Source organism: Candidatus Saccharibacteria bacterium oral taxon 488, assembly GCA_013100805.1.
Lineage (GTDB): Bacteria > Patescibacteriota > Saccharimonadia > Saccharimonadales > Saccharimonadaceae > Nanosynbacter.
In genome coordinates this window covers 381,274-402,417 of record CP040000.1, presented here as the reverse complement: position 1 = coordinate 402,417, position 21,144 = coordinate 381,274, and the positions used below count along the sequence as shown (strand labels likewise).

At 54.6% G+C, this 21,144-nt stretch carries 18 protein-coding genes; 12 read left to right on the top strand and 6 right to left on the bottom strand.

Annotated features, from left to right (window positions below):
- The first annotated feature begins 2 nt into the window (after positions 1-2).
- From FBF27_02050 to FBF27_02015, 8 genes are all read left to right on the top strand, one after another.
- Positions 3-1,463 (top strand): glycosyltransferase family 39 protein, encoded by a 1,461-nt coding sequence (locus FBF27_02050; protein ID QJU09196.1) that lies wholly within the window; start codon positions 3-5, stop codon positions 1,461-1,463.
- A 40-nt stretch (positions 1,464-1,503) separates the two neighbouring features.
- On the top strand, positions 1,504-1,794 hold the full coding sequence (locus FBF27_02045; GenBank protein QJU09195.1) for a YbaB/EbfC family nucleoid-associated protein: 291 nt from the start codon (positions 1,504-1,506) through the stop codon (positions 1,792-1,794).
- Complete coding sequence (recR, locus tag FBF27_02040; protein ID QJU09194.1) at positions 1,794-2,411, top strand: recombination protein RecR; 618 nt, start codon at positions 1,794-1,796, stop codon at positions 2,409-2,411. The genes FBF27_02045 and recR overlap by 1 nt, the downstream gene beginning before the upstream one ends.
- Before the next feature lie 37 nt (positions 2,412-2,448).
- Positions 2,449-3,330 (top strand): ABC transporter ATP-binding protein, encoded by an 882-nt coding sequence (locus FBF27_02035; GenBank protein QJU09193.1) that lies wholly within the window; start codon positions 2,449-2,451, stop codon positions 3,328-3,330.
- The gene (locus FBF27_02030) at positions 3,323-5,296 is read left to right on the top strand and encodes an ABC transporter permease (GenBank protein ID QJU09192.1); all 1,974 of its coding nucleotides are present in this window, start codon (positions 3,323-3,325) and stop codon (positions 5,294-5,296) included. The genes FBF27_02035 and FBF27_02030 overlap by 8 nt, the downstream gene beginning before the upstream one ends.
- A gap of 42 nt (positions 5,297-5,338) precedes the next feature.
- The gene (locus tag FBF27_02025) at positions 5,339-6,325 is read left to right on the top strand and encodes a hypothetical protein (protein QJU09191.1); all 987 of its coding nucleotides are present in this window, start codon (positions 5,339-5,341) and stop codon (positions 6,323-6,325) included.
- Between the two features lie 61 nt (positions 6,326-6,386).
- The gene (locus FBF27_02020; protein QJU09190.1) at positions 6,387-6,770 is read left to right on the top strand and encodes a hypothetical protein; all 384 of its coding nucleotides are present in this window, start codon (positions 6,387-6,389) and stop codon (positions 6,768-6,770) included.
- Positions 6,771-7,007: 237 nt separating this feature from the next.
- Complete coding sequence (locus FBF27_02015) at positions 7,008-7,235, top strand: hypothetical protein (protein ID QJU09189.1); 228 nt, start codon at positions 7,008-7,010, stop codon at positions 7,233-7,235.
- A 170-nt stretch (positions 7,236-7,405) separates the two neighbouring features.
- On the opposite strand, the gene FBF27_02010 is transcribed toward FBF27_02015, so the two are convergent.
- On the bottom strand, positions 7,406-9,853 hold the full coding sequence (locus tag FBF27_02010) for an HAD family hydrolase (GenBank protein ID QJU09188.1): 2,448 nt from the start codon (positions 9,851-9,853) through the stop codon (positions 7,406-7,408).
- The gene (locus FBF27_02005; GenBank protein ID QJU09187.1) at positions 9,853-10,338 is read right to left on the bottom strand and encodes a hypothetical protein; all 486 of its coding nucleotides are present in this window, start codon (positions 10,336-10,338) and stop codon (positions 9,853-9,855) included. Before FBF27_02005 ends, FBF27_02010 begins: the two co-directional genes overlap by 1 nt.
- Before the next feature lie 46 nt (positions 10,339-10,384).
- On the opposite strand from FBF27_02005, the gene FBF27_02000 reads away from it, so the two are divergent.
- The 4 genes from FBF27_02000 (at position 10,385) to FBF27_01985 (ending at position 17,821) form a co-directional block, all read left to right on the top strand.
- Positions 10,385-13,954 (top strand): ATP-dependent helicase, encoded by a 3,570-nt coding sequence (locus tag FBF27_02000; protein ID QJU09186.1) that lies wholly within the window; start codon positions 10,385-10,387, stop codon positions 13,952-13,954.
- A 1,013-nt stretch (positions 13,955-14,967) separates the two neighbouring features.
- Complete coding sequence (locus tag FBF27_01995) at positions 14,968-15,888, top strand: hypothetical protein (GenBank protein ID QJU09185.1); 921 nt, start codon at positions 14,968-14,970, stop codon at positions 15,886-15,888.
- A 2-nt stretch (positions 15,889-15,890) separates the two neighbouring features.
- Positions 15,891-17,021, top strand: coding sequence for a tRNA-dihydrouridine synthase family protein (locus FBF27_01990; GenBank protein QJU09650.1), 1,131 nt, complete (start codon positions 15,891-15,893; stop codon positions 17,019-17,021).
- A 389-nt stretch (positions 17,022-17,410) separates the two neighbouring features.
- On the top strand, positions 17,411-17,821 hold the full coding sequence (locus tag FBF27_01985; protein QJU09184.1) for a hypothetical protein: 411 nt from the start codon (positions 17,411-17,413) through the stop codon (positions 17,819-17,821).
- A 93-nt stretch (positions 17,822-17,914) separates the two neighbouring features.
- Here the strand turns inward: FBF27_01985 and atpC are convergent, their stop codons facing one another.
- Genes atpC through atpG form a run of 4 tightly spaced genes read right to left on the bottom strand, consistent with a single transcriptional unit; the run spans position 17,915 to position 21,143 of the window.
- Positions 17,915-18,340, bottom strand: coding sequence for an ATP synthase F1 subunit epsilon (gene atpC / locus FBF27_01980; GenBank protein QJU09183.1), 426 nt, complete (start codon positions 18,338-18,340; stop codon positions 17,915-17,917).
- Between the two features lie 4 nt (positions 18,341-18,344).
- A complete protein-coding gene (atpD, locus tag FBF27_01975; protein QJU09182.1) occupies positions 18,345-19,763 on the bottom strand; it encodes a F0F1 ATP synthase subunit beta in 1,419 nt (472 codons plus the stop codon).
- Positions 19,756-20,265 carry a hypothetical protein gene (locus FBF27_01970; GenBank protein ID QJU09181.1) on the bottom strand — a complete coding sequence of 170 codons (510 nt, stop codon included), beginning with the start codon at positions 20,263-20,265 and terminating at the stop codon, positions 19,756-19,758. Before FBF27_01970 ends, atpD begins: the two co-directional genes overlap by 8 nt.
- Positions 20,262-21,143, bottom strand: a complete 882-nt coding sequence (gene atpG, locus FBF27_01965) for an ATP synthase F1 subunit gamma (GenBank protein QJU09180.1) — start codon at positions 21,141-21,143, stop codon at positions 20,262-20,264. Before atpG ends, FBF27_01970 begins: the two co-directional genes overlap by 4 nt.
- Position 21,144 lies beyond the last annotated feature (1 nt).

Here is a 21,144-nt window from a genome sequence, read left to right as displayed (position 1 = left end):
CAATGAAAAAGCACAAACTCGCCGACTCGGCTGTCTATCGCTGGCGCTATTGGCTGGGCTACATGGCGCTGATCGTGCTATTCTGTGCGGCCATCACCGCCGCTAGTTTGTATGCTCCGGGCGGCGTGACCGAGGCGGAAATTGAGGCGCTTAATACCACTAACGCTATTTCGCCGAGCCATCTCGGCTCGTTCGCGCAAACCAACTTGCCATTCCACCTCCTGCAGCGCGGTCTGTTCAGCGTATTTGGCGTCACCATCTATACCATCAAGCTGCCGTCGCTCATCCTGTCGTTCATCGCCGCCGTCGCCGTGTTTTTCCTGCTGCGGCGCTGGTTCAAGCCTAATGTTACCATCCTGTCGCTCGTCATCATGACGGTCACCGGCCAGCTGATCTTCTTTGCCCAAAGCTTCACGCCGCACATCCTCTACATCACCTATGCTGCGCTCATCCTCCTCTTTGCTAGCCTAATCGTTCAGCGCGCTAAAGGCTCGGCCTTGTGGCGGCTGCTACTAGCAGCGACGGTCGGCCTGAGCCTGTTTACGCCGTATTTTTGGTATATTCACCTGACGCTGCTTCTGGTAGCGCTCATCCATCCACACACACGCTATGCGCTGCTCGCCAAACGCAATCGCTTCAAATGGCTGCCAGCGATCATCGTTCTCGCGCTCACCAGCGCGCCGGCAATTTTCCTCGCCGCGACACATCACGATCTACTCAAATCACTGGTCGGTATTCACAGTCTCAGCTGGGCGTTGGTCGATAATTTACGATTGCTGCTGTATCATTATCTCTGGGTCAAGCCAACCGTTGTCGGCGGTCAGATCGCACCAGTGCTCGACTTTTCGGCGCTGTTTCTGATCATGCTTGGCATTTTCAAAACTATCCAGCACCACCACACCGCGCGTTCATACATGATCGGCGTCTGGCTGCTGTTGAGTTTGCCGCTACTGGTGCTGCAGCCATCAATGACCAGCATTATCATCTTGCCGCTATTTATCCTGCTGGCCGTTGGTGTCGAGGCACTGCTCAATCAATGGTATTCGCTATTTCCGCGCAATCCTTACGCCCGCATCACTGGCTTATTGATGCTGATGGCGCTCATCGGCGTGATGGTGCTCTCGGGTCTCGACCGCTTTACCAATGGGTATCGCCATTTCTCGGGCGCAGTGCATGAATTTAGCACCGACTTACCACTGCTACAAAAAGCCATCGCCGGCCGGCAAAACGTCGTTCTCGTCGCTAACCCGCACGAGGCACCGCTCTACGAAACCGTCGCCCGCTATAGCAAGCACAAACTCGCCGTCAATCAACCAACCACGGAGAGCGCTACACTCGTCATCACCCGCGCTGAACAAATGGCGCACCCCAACACTGACGGCTGGACGCTCGAGCGCATCATCACCAATAGCCACGCCGAGCGGGCTGACCGCTTTTACCTCTACAAATTGGCGAAAAAATAGCGTATAATGAAAAAGTAAATTCAAGGAGGAATTAATAATTATGGCGTTTGACCAAGTCAAGATGTTGCAGCAACTGCGCAAGGCCCAGAAACAGCTCGGCAAGGAAATCATTGAAGTAGAGGCCGGCGACGGTGCGGTGATTGTCCAGATCACCGGCGAGCTAAAAATTAAGTCGATCAAGATTAATCCAAAGATGGTTGATCTCGATAATATCGAGCAGCTGGAGCACTGGATCCAAATCGCAATTCGCGATGGCCTGGCTAAGGCACAGGAAGTTGCTGCCGAGACGATGAAACCGCTGATGGGCGGGCTGGGCAACTTGCCGTTCTAATGAAACCGACGATTTTGCCGGCGGCGCTGACGACGCTGATTGATGAGTTTGGCGGGCTGCCTGGGGTTGGGCCGCGAACCGCTGAACGCTATGCCTATGCCGTACTTCGGCGTGACGCCAGACGGGCCGAGCAGCTAGCGCGGGCGCTGGATCGGCTGCACACACGCGTCAAAACCTGTCCGGTCACGTTCGCGTTGATTGATCATGATCAAGAGGTGTCACCGCTATACCAAGACGAGTCGCGCAATCGACGCTTGATTTGCGTGGTCGAAGAGCCACTGGATATCGTGGCGCTAGAGCGGACGGGGCAATATAGCGGCACCTATCACGTGCTGGGCGGCGCGATTTCGCCAATTGATGGCATCGGCCCGGAGCAGCTGCATATCCCCGAGCTCATTGAGCGGATCAAGCATGATGACGCCGAGGAATTGATCATCGCCACCAACGCGTCGGTCGAGGGTGAGTCAACCGCGCTCTTTTTGCAGCGCTACCTCCAGGAGGCCGGCCTCACTATCACCATCTCACGCCTGGCCCGCGGCATCCCCGTCGGCGTCGACCTCGAATACGCCGACCAAATCACGCTGACGCACGCGCTGGAGGGGCGGCGGACATTATAGCTTGCTAAGGCCCTCCTGCTTTTGCTACAATACAACCATGAAACCAGAGGTGGGAAAGGTGCGCGCTGAGGATATCGCGGCATTTTTAGCGAAATTTGACGATGTCGAGGAGGCAATCGACGCAATCCGCAGCTTTGCCCAGCCGGCTGTTTCAGCTGGCTTAGTCGACTTACCTCCAACCGCCAAACCCGATCCAGCCGCCAAGGTTATGACACCGCCCGCTGCCGCGCCAGAACGCTCCGGCCGCTGCCACATCGCCGTAACCGACCTCGCTAAATCTTACCGCGTCGGCCGCCAGACCATTCCAGCGCTTGGCGGCGTTAGCCTTGATATTTTCGCTGGCGAATTCGTGGCCATCACTGGCGCTAGCGGCTCGGGCAAAAGTACTTTACTGCAGCTCATCGGCGGGCTCGACAAGCCGTCCACCGGTCAAATCCTCATTAACGACCAGCCGCTCAGCCGCTTGTCCGACCGGCAACTGTCGCGGTTCCGATCGCGTGAAATCGGCTTTGTTTTTCAATCATTTTATCTGCAGCCATTCCTAACTCTGTCCGCCAATCTGGAAATACCCGCCATGTTTGCCCGCGTCAAGCCCAAGCAGCGCCGCGCCCGCGCCCAGGAACTCGCCGAATTGGTCGGACTAGCAGACCGAATGCACCATTTGCCGCGCGAACTTTCCGGCGGTCAAATTCAGCGCACTGCCATCGCCCGCGCCTTATTCAATCGCCCGAATATTTTACTCGCCGACGAACCGACAGGCAATCTGGACAGCGCCAATTCCGACCGCATCATCGATCTATTTCACCAAATTCGCCGCGAACTCGGCACCACGGTCGTTATCGTTACGCATAATCCAGACATCGCCGCAGCAGCCGATCGTGAAATCCGCCTGAAGGACGGGAGAATAGCCGATGCTTAGAATCACCGATTCGCTGCGGCTGGCTGGCACCAAACTCCGAGTGCGGCGCATTCGCTTATCTATCACCGTAGTCGTGTCCGGGCTGCTTTTCGCGGCGCTGCTGGCGGGACTAACTATGCTAATGGGCGCCCAGCAGAGCGTCGAGGAGTTTGATCGAGGCAGCCTGAATAGCCGCTATTTGGTGGCGCAAACTGCCATTCGGCCAAATAATATTGAATTTACCTCAAATCTAACTGCTCGCGCCGAAGCCGAACGTACGCAAATGATCAAGGACAAGCAGGCGCTGGCCGCCCGCCTCGGCCTGCCATACGACCCAAAATCCGAACCACCAATTATGCAGTCGTTTCCTGATAGCCAGCCGTACCCGAACAACCAGAGCGTCATTGTCCAGCGGCTTATTCGCCAGGAGACCGCCAAATTACCGCGCCTCACAGCGGACGCGCAGTGGCAATTTGCCCGCACCCACGGTGCCGTGCGACAGTTTAGTATTCAATCAATCGCCACCAATGGCATGCTAAATTATATGGAGCGAGGAATTGAGTCGTTTGACGACAAGCGCCAGCAAAACAACCAGCCGACACCGCTGGAAGAATTTAAACAGCAATTCAGCAGTATAACCGCCATCGACCAATCGTTGCTGGGCGGATATTTGCTCGCTGGCGCCAGCGCCAAACCCAGCGAGATCCCGCTGATTATCCGCTACCAGGACGCCGAAGTGCTGCTTGGCCTCAAGCCGCTGGATAAAAATGCCAGCAATGACACGCAACTAGCACGACTCAAAGAATTGCGCCAAAAAGCCGGGCAGCTGACATTCAGCGCCTGTTATCGCAACCCGACTTCGCGAGCGTTACTGCAAACCGCCAAACAGCAAATCCAAGCTGCCGCCAATCAGGCCAAGAAACCATCCGCCGATTATGTCAAGCCAGACCGCGAATACGCCATGCCGTCCGCTGATTCCTGCGCTGCGCCAACCGTCATTAAGGATAATCGCTCAGCCGAAACCAAGCGTACCGAAGCTAACCAGCGCTATTTTGATCAGACTTTCGGATCAGCCCAGCCCGAACCCGCCCAGGCTAAATTTACTTTCCGCGTCGTCGGCCTGATGCCAGACGGTATTAAGGCTACCCAAAGCGACATCGGCAGCTTCTTACAGCAATTTTTAAGCACCCGCCTGTCATACACCTGGATCATGCCGCGCGGCTCAATGACTACCGCAGCGCAAACGGCATTTGAATCGACTATTCAAACCGCCAACAATGATCAAGGCGGCGCCAATAGAGACGAGACACTAGCTATCTATGAATTCAGCGACCCCAATAAAGCTCGCAGCTACCTGGCAGCCGCTTCTTGCGGCGAAGGAGCTTCTGGCGGTACGGAAATAACCGATTTATCCGCGCAACCCGAACCCGCTGAAGCTTCCAAAACCCAAAAATCTAATAAGTCAATCTGCCTGCCGCACTACGTAGTATTCGCGTCGCCCACCGGCAGCAACTCGCTCGTCAATTACGACGCCATGGAACGCCTCAAGCCGATCATCATGTGGACATTCATCGGCGTGACGATCATCGCCGCCTTTATCTTGCTGATTATCATCTCCCGCACTATCGCCGACAGCCGCAAAGAATCCGCAGTTTTTCGAGCGCTCGGAGCAACGCGGCTTGATATTAGCCAAATTTATTTCGTTTACACCATGATCGTGGCGCTGCTTACCGCGCTGTTTAGCATCGCCGCCGGACTAATTGTCGTATATATCGCCGACAATGTGTTCGCTAGTCAAATCACCGCGACGCTGCGCATCGCCATGACGCCGAAAGATTTGGCGACAACTTTCCATTTCTGGACGATTGACTGGGCAATTATCGGCGCGGTCGCCCTCAGTATCATCGCTGCTGCTGTACTGGCGTGCCTGATACCGCTCATCCGCAACACCCGCCGCAACCCGATCAAGGATATGCGCGACGAGTAGCCCCGTCACCCCATCGAAACTCCCATCTGCTATAATAAGACTATGTTTGATATCGCCGAGCAACTCATCCAATCTGCCAATAACATCGTTATCATCCAGGCCGAAAACCCCGACGGCGACAGCCTGGGTTCTAGCTTGGCGCTGGAGGAAGTGCTGAGTGATTTGAATAAAACCGTGACGCTATATTGCCCAGTCGACATCCCCAAATACCTGCGTTACATCCGCGGCTGGGACCGGGTAGTTGGCGATTTTCCAGCCCGCGCTGATGCCGCCATCATCGTTGATACCAGCGCTGATATTTTGCTTAGCAAAGTCTTAGAAACACCCGGCGCGCGGCATTTTTTGGAAACGCATCCGGTACTAGTTATCGACCATCACACCGCCGAGTCGACGCTGAGTTTTGAGCACACCATGCTCTCTGACACCGTAGTAGCTACTGGGGAATTGCTCTACCAATTGTTCACCCACGCTGGCTGGACTATCAACCAGCAAGCGGCGGAGAATCTGCTTATCGCCATCATGTCCGACAGCCTGGGCCTGACCACGCCAAATACCACCGCGTCAACCTTCCACGTGGCTGGTGAATTGACCGCGCTCGGCGCCTCCAACGCCGACATCGAGGAGCGGCGGCGCGAATTTATGAAGAAATCGCCGGAGATCTTAACATACAAAGGCAAGCTAATTGAGCGAATCGAATATTTACTAGACGGGCAATTGGCGCTCGTACACGTGCCGTTTGAGGAAATTCAAGCCTACAGCGACGCCTATAACCCCGGCGCGCTGATCGGCGACGAACTGCGGCTAGTCGAAGGCGTGGCGCTCAGCTGCGTCATCAAAACCTATCCCGACGGCAAATTAACCGCCCGCCTGCGCGGCAATTTACCAATTGCCGACACCGTGGCTGGCTACTTCGGCGGCGGCGGTCATCCGTACGCGGCTGGTTTTCGCGTGTACGAGGAATATGACGAAGTCGTGCGGGAATTGGTGACGGCGGTGGATAAGGCTTTGCGAGAAGCGGAGCAAAACTAGTCATTCCTTATGAACATGCCACAAAACTATCCACTTTTCTTGCTATAATTACGGTTACCATATGAACAATTATTCAAATATCCTCTTCCCGGAAATAGTCAACAAAGCATTCCCAATTCTCGACGGCGCATCATATATTCGCCAGCTGGCGTCGCTTGTGCCACTCTGTCCCGACACGGCGTTTCATTTGTTTGACGATAAAAATGGGGGCTTTTTCGCGCTGGTAATGACGGATTATCCCGACCCGCTTTATCAGAGCGAGGAGTTGAAGCAGATTTCTGGCGAATATGGGTTTGAGTTCGCTTACCTCATCAAGCCATACGCCAACAACCAGCATATTGAAATTCGTCCGAACGACGATATCGATAACAGCTTTTTCGTGCCAGACCCAGAGAGTTATTATCGGTATTATTTAGCGGCGACCAAGCAAAGGCTGGATCGGTGATTTTCGCATACATAGCGCGGAAAGCGGCCACCGATAGCGAATGCGAGCTATCATCGCTACCCAAATTTATTTATAATCATAACAGAGGTGAGAGAAATATTACACCACATTTTTGACAAAATCCATTGACATTTTATTCTATTAGTGATATATATATATCAGCTTTCAGCTCAGAGTTTAGTCTAAGGGCGGAAGTCGCCCTTTAGCTTTGAGCTTTCTCTAGGAAAGGTAGAAGGTATGTCCAAGAGTGAACTCATACCCCTTGTGGTTGTATCCCTCATCGGAATTTTGGGGGGATGGTGGTCGCTTTGTAATGGCGCATGTGCCGATCTTGATCAATGCATCGGGATCAAAAACTGCGCTGAAAGCGAAAGCTGCTCCGCCGCATGGATTGGCATCATCCTGGGAGGCATCGGGATCATCGTTACGGTGTTGAACATCGTAGCCGACCACATGGAAAAGTAAGCGTAATCAAGGGCCGCCCACCGAAAATAGCTCACCGACTGGGCTCAAACTGGTTGAGATGCATCATTTGCATTTCCTGGGTTGAGATATATCCAGTTCTGGTTTGAGCTCATTCGGTGGGCTATTTTCATTGGAGATAGTTGTTACTAATTAGAGACCTATTCGCCCGCTCATTCTGGGTGGTTCGTCTGAGTCTGCTTATCAGCCACCTCTACCATATCAGCAAACTTCCGACCAGCGCGGCGAGCCAGCCACCACTGGGCCAAGGCGACGGGAACGACTACAGCGATGCCCGGCCAGAGCAGGGTGACATTTGGCATAGTAAAGTCAAAGAACTGCCTGAGCGGCTCAATACCAAAGCTCACCAGAGTGACGAACAGCACACCCGCCATATATAGCGTCCGCGCCAGATGCGCCCGCTTATCCAGGACCACACCGAGCATCGGACCGACCAAAAACACCAGATAAACCCCGAAGAACGTAGCTGTGAGGACCGTCATCGTCGCTGCCTCGGCCGCCTGATTTGGATGCAGCGTCACGCCCGACCAATAGGTAAAGGCCACCGTCAGGCCCGTCAGCAGCGCAATTGGCGCCACCGCCCGCAAGGTGTCGCGCCAGAAATGCGCCGGATTGACCCGGTGGCGCGGCCGTGGCGGAAACAGCGTCCACATGATCGTCGGCATGGTCACCAGGAAAATATTGAGAAACGTGATGTGCCGCGGCGCGTACGGATAATTCAGCCCGACCAGCATGGTACTGAGTAGCAGCACCACGCCGTAAATAATCTTGTGAAAGAACAGGGTGGCTATCACTTCGATCGCTTGCATGATCCGATTGCCCAGCTTCATACCGATCGGCAGGGATGTGAACGAATTGTTGAGTAAAATTATGTCCGCCACCCGCCGCGACGCCGGAGCACCGGCGTACATCGCCACACCGAGGTCAGATTTTTTCAGCGCCAGCGCATCGTTAACGCCGTCGCCGACCATGCCGGTGAACTTACCGGACTGCTTGAAATGAGCGATCAGCCGCTCCTTCTGCTCCGGTAGCACGCGGGCAAAAATCGTGTGTTCATCAGCGGCCTTGTCGAAGGCCTTATCGCTGAGACCTGCTAGCGCCGAGCCGAGAATCGCCTTGTCCGGATTGTTGATGCCCGCCTGGCGCGCAATGTGCTGAACGGTGCGCGGATTATCGCCAGAAATCACGCGAATAACCACGCCTTGCTCCTGGAGGAACTTGACTGTATCAATCACGCCGTCGCGCAGGGAATTACGCAAGATCACCGCGCCAATCGCCCGGCCAGAGCCGTCTGGCAGATCCTTGAGCTTCGCCGTTTCATCATCAAATTCCGCCAGCATCAGCACCCGTAGGCCGCTGTCTGCCCACTCGTCCAGCTGGCGCTGGAGCATGGCGTCAACCGGCGCTAGCTTGGCCACAAACTCCGGCGCCCCCATCATCAATGTCCTGGTTTTCCCGTCAATCTTCGCCCGGACGCCCGCCATCTTGCGCGCCGAGGAAAAGGCCATCACCTCGATGATATCTGCGTGCTTGGGCGGCGTGATTTCCGCTAGGATCGCTTGCCCGGTGATATTGCCGCCGCTGGTTTCATGGGCGATGAGGGCGGCCAGCTCGGCAACGTCCGAAGCAGCTTCAGATAGTTTTATCTCCGAAAATCTACGCTCTGGGCTGCCCGCGGCCGCTTGGGCTGCGGATTTTTCCGAGGTATCCGTGATCGAATTTGCCAGTATCATCTCATCAAACGCCACCACCCGCTCCAGTGTCACCTCGTCGCTGGTCAGCGTGCCAGTCTTGTCCACCGCTAGTAAATTCAGCAGGGCCATTGCCTCGATCGCCGCTAATTTCTGCGGCAACACCTTGGCCTGCGCCAGCCGCAGCGAGCCGAACGCCAGCAGCAGGGAACTGGCCAGCAGCAACCCCTCCGGCACCACCGTTACCGCCGCCGAAGTAATGGTCTTTAAGATAATCACCACATCATCGCCCGAGAAATAATACACTATAAAAATCAATGTCGCCAACACAATCGCGCCGTATGTCAAGAAAGTGATCGCCCGCCAAATCGCCACCTGCAGCGGTGTCAATTCCGGTTTGTAGCGCTTGAGGACTTGGCTGATAGCGCCGGCTTTCGTCTGGTCGCCGACCGCCGTGACCCGCGCCGCACCTTCGCCCGCCAGCACCGTAGTTGCCGCCAGCACCGTGTCGCCAACCGCTTTCTCGACCGCCGCCGACTCGCCAGTGAGCATACTTTCATTCAGCTCCAGGCCCTTCGACGCTGTCACTGCCGCGTCCGCCGGCAGCTCATCACCAGCCCTAAGGATAATCTCATCACCCACCACCAGCGAATCATACGGCACCTCCACCGCCTGGCCATCACGCAGCACCCGCGCCCTGGGCGCACTCATCAGCTCCAGCCGGTGCAGCACCCGCTTGGCACGAATTTCCTGAACGATGCCGATCAGCGAATTGACCACGATCACCACTGAAATAAACCAAGCGTCCCGGTACTCGCGCACATAAATCAGCGCCCCGGCCAGCAGGAAAATCGCCAGCACAATCGGCGACAGTAAATTTCTCTTGATAATATCCAGATAATCTCGCATTATATTGCCTCGCTCCTTTTGTAATGTAATCGCGCGCCGACACGATAGCCGCCGCGGGCGTCCGGGTCAAATTGGTATATTTCGCCACGCTTGACCTCCGATATGACGACCAGGGCTGGATTATACGGCACCAGCGTTCGATAATATATCAAGTCATCCGGCGAAGTCACATTCATCCCCGGAAAAACCGCCTGAAACTTCTCGGTCGCCACGTCGTCAAAGTAGTTCGGCTGGTGCTTTGGCGGCACGAACCGCTCTGGCCGCAGGCCCATTCGCCGCACCAACCGCTTGACATCACCCAGCGTCATGATAGCCCGCGCCGTGATGTAAACCAGCAATCCACCCGTCCTATCAAGCACCACCGTCGCCTGCGCCGTGCGGCTGACATCGCTCATCGGCAGCACGACCGACTGGATTTTGACCGTCAGTCCAAACTGATCATCAATCAGCGCCGCGAGCGCCCGTTCATCGTGCATATCTACCATTTTACCATTGTTACCAGCGCTTGTGCCAGCGTGCTACAATTGACTCATGGATTTTCACACTCGCTACGCCACACTGAACGCCAATCAGCGCCAAGCGGTCGATTATATTCACGGCTCGCTCCTGGTGATCGCCGGGCCGGGCACGGGCAAGACCGAGCTACTGAGCATGCGCACCGCCCAGATTTTGCGCCAGACCGACACGCTGCCGGATAGTATTTTGTGCCTGACATTTACCGAGAGCGGCGCTGCCAACATGCGCCAACGCCTGCGCCAGATTATCGGCGAGGATGCCTATAAAATCGCCATTCACACCTTTCATAGCTTTGGCACGGAGATTATCAATCAGCACCGCCAGTATTTTTTTCGCGGCGCTGACGCCCAGCCGGCGGATGAGCTGACGCAGCACCAAATCGTCACGGGGATCCTCGAGGGGCTTGACTGGCGTAATCCGCTGAGCGTTAAAAACAACGGCGAGTTCGTCTACGCCAGCGAGTTAATCCGGGTCATTTCCGAGTTCAAGCAGAGCGGCCTCACGCCGGCGGAACTGCGGCTGGTGATGGCAGATAATCAGCGCGTCATCGCTGACATTGCCTCCGACATTCAGCAGGTATTTGCGACCAAAATTTCTAAAAAAACCATTGAATTATTTGCGCCGCTGGCAGAGAAGATTGCCGAGAGAATCGGCGAGGAAAATGCTGCGAAAACTAGCAAGGAAGGCGCTACAGAGCTTTCTGAAAATGCCGCCAGCTCAGCGCCGCACCATATCAAACCGTCCGCTGCGCTACCATCCTCCATCACCCCGTACGCTCAGGTTCTGGCGCTCAGCATCGCTCACGCGGCCCAAGAGGCCATCGACGCCAACTCCACCAAACCGCTAACCGCCTGGAAAAACAAGTGGTGCGAAAAGAACGCCGCTGGCGAGTTCGTCCTGAAAGATTTTGCCGCCAGCGAGAAATTATCTGCCGCCATTGATGTCTACGAAGCATACGGCAACGTGCTGGCCGAGCGCTCGCTGTTTGACTACGACGACATGATTTTGTCAATCATTCAAGCCTGCGAAGCCCACCCGGAACTGCGCGCCAACCTCCAGGAGCAATTTCAATTCATCATGGTCGACGAATTTCAAGACACCAACCTGGCGCAGCTGCGGCTACTGTTCGACCTGACTGGCGATGAGGACAATCCCAACATCATGGCGGTCGGCGACGACGACCAGGCAATTTTCAGTTTTCAGGGCGCGGACGTTGGCAATATTCAGCGCTTCCGCCAGCAATACCACGACCCGAAAATCATCGTGCTGACGGACAATTACCGCTCGGTGGCCGACATCTTAACGGCGGCGCGGGGGGTGATCACCCAAGGAACAGATCGCCTGGAGAACACCATTGACGGCTTGTCAAAGCAATTGACCGCGCATGCGTCTGGTAGCGGCGCGCGGGTTGAGGTGCAGGAATTTACCTCAGTGAGCGAGGAGCGGGCAGGGGTAGCCCAGCAAATTGCCGAACTAATCAAACGTGGCGCAGACCCAGCGCATATCACCGTCATCGCCCGCCATCACAAGGAGCTGATCGAGCTGCTGCCATACCTGTACCGCCAGAGCCTGACGGTTAATTACGAGCGGCACGACGATATTTTAGAGCAGGACATCATTCAGGCGCTGGACAAGCTAGCGCGAGTCGTCATGGCGATTCATCAGAATAATCTTGACGTCGCCAACAGCTTACTACCAGAGGTAATCGCCCATCCGGCGTTCGGCTTTTCGGCGCTGGATATCTGGCGATTAAGCCTCCACGCTTATAAAAATCGAGAGCTGTGGCTGGAGAGTATGTTGGCGAACAGCACCTTTCAGCCGTTCGGTGAGTGGCTGCTAGAGCGAGCAAAGGACGTGCCAAATTTGCCGCTGGAGGAGCAGTTGGACAAGTTGTTGGGATTGGAGATAGACGCCGGAATTACTCCAATCGACTCCGTACAGCGAACATCGCCTGAGAACCCTCAGACGCCCGGCGCGAAAAGAGTATTCGATAGGGATAGTTCCGGCGCTCACTCTGGCAGGGAACTCTTGCAATCAACCGGCGAGGAGCTTTCCTCAGAACTTCGTACAGCGATTGCAGCCCGAGCGTCCTCAGACGCCCGGCGCGAAAAGAGGAGTCCTAGTAAAGGCTCTTCGCTTAATTCTCTCGCCGACCACTACTTCTCGCCCGACAACCTCGCCCAAAATCCCGACGCCTACCTAACCACGCTCGAGAGCCTGCGCACGCTGCGCCAAAAATTACGCGACCGCACTACCGACGCGACCCCGACACTGGCGGACTTCCTAGAATTCATCGACCTGCACCGCTCGACCAAAACCCGCCTGACACACATCCGCCCCCAGGCCAGCGCCCTCGGCGGCGCCATCAACCTGATGACCGCCCACAAATCCAAAGGCCTGGAATTCCCGCACGTCTTCGTCATCGGGGCAATCGACAGCGCTTGGGGCGAGAAAGTCCGCTCGCGCTCGCGGCTGATTCGCTATCCCGCCAACCTCCAGCTCCAGCCCGCCGGCACCAGCTACGACGAACGGCTGCGGCTATTCTTCGTGGCGATGACCCGCGCCAAAACCACCCTGACCATGACCTATTCCCAGACCAACGACGCCGGCGGCGACACCATGATCGCCAGCTTTCTGACCGACCACACACCGACGATTATCCCCGCTGCCAACACACCCGCGACGCAAATTACCGTGGCGCAAACCGACTGGAGCGCGCGGCTGAGCGCGCCGATTACCGCGGAGCTCAAGGATGTACTGGCGCCGACCTTAGAAACCTACAAACTTTCCGTCACTCATCTCAATAATTTCCTCGACATCTCGCGCGGCGGCCCGCAGAACTTTTTGTTGAATAATCTGCTGCGCTTTCCGTCCGCCAAAAGTCCCGCCGCCAGCTACGGTACCGCCATTCACGCCAGCCTCCAGCAGCTGCACAATCTGCTACGCGCCGACCACCGCCTGCCGCCTGCCGAACGCATCCTACAACATTTCCGCACATCGCTCGAGACCCAGCACCTGCCGCCCGACGATTTCGAACTGTATTTGGACAAGGGCACGGCGGCGCTGACGGCGTTTCTGGACGCCAAATCGTCCGATTTTCATGACACGGAGCTGGCGGAACTCGATTTCGCTCATCAGGGCGTCGTCGTTGGCAGCGCGCGCCTGACTGGTAAGCTGGACGTCGCTGACATTGATAAGCATAATAAAACCATATTCGTGACCGATTACAAGACCGGCAAGCCATCGCACTCCTGGAAGGGCACGTCTGATTACGAAAAAATCAAGCTCCACAAATACCGCCAGCAGCTGATGTTCTATCAACTCTTGGTCACATCATCACGCGATTATGGCAATTTCACCTTCACCGGCGCCCGCCTGCAGTTCGTCGAGCCAGATATGAAAACTGGCGACATCCTCAGCTTGGAAGATACGTTCTCCGAGGAGGAATTAGCTGAATTCGCCCGGCTCATCGGCGTCGTCTGGCGGAAAATCACCACGCTGGAACTGCCGGATATTTCTGGGTATCCAGCGGACTATAAGGGGATGGTGCAGTTTGAGAATGATTTGTTAACAGGGGCGGCGTAGGGAATTATGCCAAAAGATATTGACATTTCTTGATCTTATTGATATAAATATACTTGCTTTTGTTCGACGGAGCTAACTTCCGGTGAGGTGTCGCGAATGACACCAAGCCCTGACCATACTTCGCACAAAAGCATGGTTCGACAGGGGAGTTAGCTCTTTTCTACGCGCCGCAACTGCGGCAGGAAGGGGGTGAAACCCCTTGTTTAGCTACTACAAGGGTTCGCCCAGCGCGTCAGGCTGGGTGAACCCGGTCTGGGTGCGATGCAAGCACTGTTCCCAGAAAAATAACATAAGTTCGGTACCAGGGGGGAATCCCTGGCTTTGCTACGCTTGTGGCAAACTGAACTAATTATTATTACGTGGCGGTCGGGGTTTGTGCGACCCCGAAACTCGCTGACCTTGCGTCAGCAGTAGGGTGTCCGTCCGCCCCTGGGATGATTCGCCCAGCCGGTAATCTGGAAAAGAATCACAGGGTGTGTCGCGGTAGAGGCAAGGTCTTAAAAACCGATGCGCCTCGCGGGTTCGACTCCCGCCACATCCACTGAGGGTACATGCGTCGCTCAATAGCGCGCGGCGTATGGCAGACTGACAGCCCCCACAGCCTGTCAGTCTGTTGTGAGAACAACGTTGTTCTCCACCCTCAATCTTCCCGGGAGAGCCCCGGGAAGGATTCCCCCGAGAGGGGGAGAAAGGAGGTCACTATGGGAGTGTAGACCTCCGCCCCGCGACCAGCGACTCCGGGAGAACGAACAATTCACCTGGTCGCGGGGCCTTAAACCCCCGGACTCGCGAGATTCACTCGTAGTAGCAGCCCTCCGGGCCGCTCCGAGCAGAACCGCTTGAGTCCACTACCCCGCGTCAACGATGACGCGGGGATTTCACCTTTTTGGGGGTAATTGTCGGGCAGGGGTAGCCACTTGTACATCCCAAAGACCCTCGCCACCATACCATCAGACTACGAGAAAACATCGTGTTATTTGACAAACATCATGATGTTTTGGTAATATCACGACATGAATGCTGCGCAATTACTCCAAGAAATTCTGATGCGGACAGGCCTCACCCAAGAACAACTGGCGCGTCGCCTAGATGTGCCGGTGCGTACGCTCAACGCCTGGGTACACCAACACATGTCGCCGCGTGCCAAAAACCTGGCGAATATTCAGCTATTACATCAAGAGATGATCGGGCGGGACACCATCGACGAGGCGAAGCGCCTCGCTACTGAACGTGCCGCCCATGCCAGCTGCATGACGATCCGGACACTCCTCGCGAATCAGGAACTACTTGACATCCTGACGCTCCACTTGACCTACCACACGAACACGATCGAGGGTAGCACAATGACCCTAGCAGACGTCGCAGAGGTGCTGAACGATGATAATCGCGTCCTCGCCAACAAGACAGCGCGCGAACAGATAGAGGCCCGTAACCACCGCACTGCGCTCTACTTTCTGCTGGATGCCCTGCACAAAGAAGGAACGCATTTTACGTGGAGCGAAGAGTTGATCTTACAAACGCACGTCCGGCTGATGAATACGCTGGTGTCTGATGCCGGACTCTACCGCCGGCACGGTGTGCGCATCATGGGTAGTCGTGTCACAATAGTAAATCATCTGCGCATCACTGAAGCGATGTCCGAGTGTATTGATGAAATGAACGAGCTGCCCAAAACAGAGCCAATAGAATGGCTAGCCCGTACTCATGCGACATTTGAAAAAATCCATCCATTTAGCGATGGCAACGGTCGCACCGGGCGACTCTTGCTCTTTGTCCAGGCCCTGCAACTGGGGTTGGTGCCACCCCTCGTTGCCAAAGAGCGTAAGCGAGCGTACTATACCTATCTGGAACGAGCGCAGGTTCGCGGCGAGCTGGACGCACTGCGTCTATTTATCGCGGAAAGTATATTGTTTAGTAAAGGACTGGTGACGTGAACATGACATGTTGGGACAACTTACCACAGCCATTTTTTATCTTGGCACCCATGGAGGCCGTCACTGACGTAGTGTTTCGTCATGTCGTCAAGCAGGCGGGCGCGCCCGACGTGTTTTTCACCGAGTTTGCCAACGCCACCGGCTGGGTACATGCTGGCGACAAGGCCATCGCTGGACGGCTCGTCAAGACCGACGACGAGTATCCATTGGTCGCCCAAATCTGGGGCGGTGAGCCAGGCGACATGGAGCAATTTGCCAGCTATTGCGCCAAGCTCGGCTTCGACGGCATCGACATCAACATGGGCTGTCCCGCCAAATCCGCCACCAAAAGCGGGGGAGCAGCGCTCATCCGCCGACCCGATGTAGCAGTCGCCGCCATCACCGCCGCTAAAACCGCCGGGCTACCAGTTAGTGTGAAAACTAGGTTGGGCTATTCACGCGTTGACGAGTGGAAAGAGTGGCTGGGCACGCTACTGGCGCATGACCTCGCCAACCTGACCATCCACCTCCGTACCAAAAAAGAAATGAGTAAAGTCCCGGCGCACTACGAACTCATCGACGACATCATCGCCCTGCGTGATGACATCGCCCCACAAACCCTACTAACTATCAACGGCGATATCCGCAACCGAGCCCACGGTCTAGAGCTAGTCCGTCAACATCCCGGCATCAACGGCATCATGATCGGGCGGGGGGTTTTCAGCGATCCGTTTTGCTTTGCCTGTACCGACGCTCGGACATCTCATAAAATAATCCGGGACCCGCTAAAGCCAGCCCAGATTTTTTCTGAGATGCCGCTCGCGCCAGATGCGCCAGCACCGACGACACGCTCGCGCCAAATCTCCAGTGGAGATTTAAGCGAAAAGTGTGCTTCGAATCAGAACGATGCGCCGTTCACCAACGCTTTAGAACACAAATCTGAACTGATTGTCTTACTGTACTACCATCTCGACCTCTTCGACCACTACCAGCCAACCCTCGGCCGCCCCTACGAAACCCTCAAACGCTTCTTCAAAATCTACATCCGCGACTTCGACGGCGCCAAGGAACTGCGCGACCAGCTGATGCACACCACCAGCACCGACGAAGTCCGTAAGATATTTGAAAAATATAAATATTATGATATAATGTGATAATGTTACCTTCAGAGATACGCGTATACGACACACTCCCTCAAAGTCAACCAAAGCGAAAACTGCGTACAGCGATAGAGAATACACCTAACGGACAACTCCTTGTAGCATATGATACACCGCTAAGTAATGTCAGCTGTGGTCAAAAATTGACATTCACTCCCATTGAAGAGTATTCTATAGGACGACATGACACCACGAGTGGTGTCAGATTCGGAAAGATATCAACAGGTAATACGGACATACCTGTAGCTCTTAAGCCTCACTGCAATGCCGCCTCTGCGCTCTCGGAATTCTGTATTACACAGCGGCTTACTAGTGAAGGGTACATTAGGCCATATCAGCCGCTGGGATTTCTACCAGACAGGAATTCTATACATACAATATCAATGTTTGAGGGTGATGTCGTAAGTTGTGACACAATTACGGATCGTACAGATGATCCTGAAAAAATACAACGCGTCCTACTCATAGGAGCAACAACACTCGCGAAACTACATAAATCAGGAGTTGCCCACGGTGACGCACAAATTAAAAATACCGCATTTCATACAAAGACAGGGGACGTGCGAGCAATAGACCTTACTTCCTCTTATTTCGACAAAAGCTGTCGCGGCATTATTGATGATATGGATTGGTATATGGGAACATTACCTGATTATATTACTTCAATGCCAAGTAGTGAGTGTATTAAGACATATTTTTTTGACCCATACTTATCGCTAGTTGCTGGCGCATTATCAAAAAAGCAACAAAATAATATATACCATATCACTAATGATTTGTTGGCAGGTCTGTAAACGATTAGAATAATACCTTCCGATCCTCACCTGGCTCGATATAAGAATAAGATCTCCTATCATCGGGAGATCTTATTCTCTTACATTTCAAACCTAGCGTCGTCGCTTGCGCCGATGCAAATCTGCAACCTTTAGCCGTACCATGTGCCGGTCGATGAGCTGTTTGGCTTTCTCGCGTTCGACTTGGTCGCCGGCTTCGTCGCGGGCTTTGATGGCACGCTCTAGTGCCGCCTGAGTCTCCGCCTCGATGATGTCGTCGCCATGATCCGCTTCGTCCACCAGGATCTGCACCGATGAATAATCAATTTTCACCACGCCGCCGGAAATTGCGAAATACTCCAACTGATTGTCAGAATCTTCTTGGCGCCGGCGCACGGTGATCACGCCGTCCTTGGCCACTGTCACCAGCGGCTCGTGGCTCGGCAGCACCGAAATCTCGCCGTCAATCGTCGGGATAGTTACCGAGTAGACCGCCTCATCCAGCTTGACACCACCGAGCGTTACTAGCTTCAAATTCATCAGGCTAGTCCTTCTTTGCCTCTGGTTGCTTTGCTGCTTCAGCGTCGCGAGCTACCTGGTCAGCCAAAGTGCCTTGCACCATGTAGAACCAGCTTTCTGGCTTGTCGTCGTATTTACCAGCCAAGATGTCGGCAGCGTCGCGAATGGTGTCCTCTAACTTGACGTACACGCCTGGATTGCCAGTAAATTTCTCAGCCACGTGGAATGGCTGCGCCAGGAAGCGCTGAATGCGGCGAGCCCGAGCAACGATTTGCTTCTGGTCATCCGACAATTCTTCCATACCGAGGATGGCAATGATGTCCTGCAATTCTTTGTACTGCTGCAGCACTCGCTGAACTTCGCGCGCCACGCGGTAGTGTTCCTCACCAACGATTTCTGGATCCAACGAATTAGAGCTAGAATCCAGCACATCGACAGCCGGGTAGATACCAATTTCCGTCAAAGCACGGTTCATCACGATGGTCGCGTCCAGGTGGGCGAAGGTGGTTGCCGGCGCTGGGTCGGTCAAGTCGTCAGCTGGCACATAAACCGCTTGAACAGAGGTAATTGAACCCTTTTTCGTCGAAGTAATGCGCTCCTGCAGGGCACCCATTTCTTGCTGCAAGTTTGGCTGATAGCCCACAGCGCTTGGCAAACGACCAAGCAGCGCCGACACCTCAGCACCAGCCTGCGTGTAGCGGTAAATATTGTCGATAAACAGCAGCACGTCTTTACCTTCGTCACGGAAGGCTTCAGCCATCGCCAAGCCAGACAGCGCCACGCGCAAACGTGCTCCAGGCGGCTCATTCATCTGGCCAAACACCAGCGAGGTCTTGTCCAGCACGCCCGCTTCTTCCATTTCGTAGTACAAGTCATTTCCTTCGCGAGTACGCTCACCAACGCCGGCAAAGACCGAGTTACCAGAGTGGAACTTGGCAATGTTGTTGATCAGCTCGGTGATCAGGACGGTTTTACCAACACCAGCACCAGCAAACAGACCAGCCTTACCACCTTTGGCCAGCGGTGCAATGAGGTCGACAACCTTAATTCCAGTTTCCAAAATCTCCGTCTTGTTCGACTGCTCACTCAGATCTGGAGCAGGGCGGTGAATCGGCGCGGTTTTGCCCTTTGGCTGTGGCTTCTCGTCAATCGCTTCACCAACCACGTTAAACATGCGTCCCTGAGTCTCGGCGCCCACTGGCACAGAAATCGGCGCACCAGTCGCCACCACGTCCGCACCGCGAGCCAAGCCGTCAGTCGACGACAGAGCAATCGTTCGCACGGTGTGCTCGTCGAGGTGCTGTGCTACTTCCAGCACCAGCGTCTCTTTGCCGTTCTTGACATGGAGCGCATCATAAATCGCCGGCAATTTAACGTCACGTGGAAACTCCACATCGACCACCACGCCAACGATTTGAATAATTTTTCCTAATATTTTACTCATCAATTCCTCCTTTTACTATCTCGATTATCTCGCCATTCTTAATACCTTTTAGCGATGCCACTTCATCAATAGATAATCTCTGTATATATGCTTGCAAAAATTTATACACCTCGCTATTGCTAATGATGAGAGTAACTCCAGGCAAACGAACTGCGTCCTCATAAGCAGATGCGATAGTTGTTAATATCTTATCTAGCGGCCTGAGCTCACGCTCTGGTCTCGAGGATTTACCGTGCCACCCATTTCTCAACCAGTACATTAGTGCGTCGATATCAAAATCCAGCCATCGCTCATCAACACTAATTTGTACATCATCGGATCCAGCCGTTTGAGCTATTTCCTTAGCGGCAGCCCTTACAACAAGAAGCGGTGAAGTAATAATCCTATCAATTATTAAATTTTTATCCAAAATACCCCGTTTAGTTCGCTGGATAGCTTCAGTACGCAAGGATACTTTTCCTGAGAGCTGATCTTCATCGTAGCAAGCAAAATACACACTCATTGTTCCATCGCCTCCACGCCGCCGGAAATTTCTGCCAGCTCTTGGGTAATCGCGCCTTGGCGGGCTTTGTTCATCGCCAAGGTCAGATCATCCACCAAATCACTGGCATTATCCGTCGCATTCTTCATAGCCATCATCCGCATAGAGTGCTCACTGGCGCGGGCATCCAATAGCGCCTGAAACAGCCGCGCACCCGTCAAACGGTAGGCGACGGCGTCCAGTACCTCTGGAATGTTTGGCTCATACTTGGCGTCAGAAACTGTGTTCGAGACCTCGCTCGGATCAATTAAGGCTTTAGTGCCCGCCGGCAGCAAGCGCGACAACTCCGCCGTCTGCACCATGCTATTGACAAACCGCGTGTACACCAACGTCACCGCGTCAACCTCGCCATTCTCAAACATACTAATGGCGGTATTCAGAATCGTGTGAAAGGTGAGTCCCGACGGCTGATCTGGCAAATCTTCGTACGTACCGATAATCTTTGTATCCTTCAGGCGCGAGGCGAATTGCGAAGCTCGGCGGCCAATGGTCAAGGTCAAATTCTCAATGCCGCGTTCATCGTCGCGCTTCAGCAGCTCCAGATATTTCTTCAAGACGTTAGTGTTGTATGCACCGGCCAAACCCTTGTCACTGGCGATGACAATGATCAAACGCTTGTTAATCTTGCGGCGCTTAAACAGTGGGTGATTGTCAGTCGCACCTTGACTGGCCAGGTAGCTCAGCAGCTCCTCCGCCGCCATGGTGTAGGGAGCCGAGGCCTTGTCCGCCTCTTGGGCGCGGCGCATCTTACTGGCGGCCACCAACTGCATCGCCTTGGTGATCTGCTTGGTCGAGTCCACCGAGCGAATGCGATTTTTCAGCGCACGAGTACTCGGCATG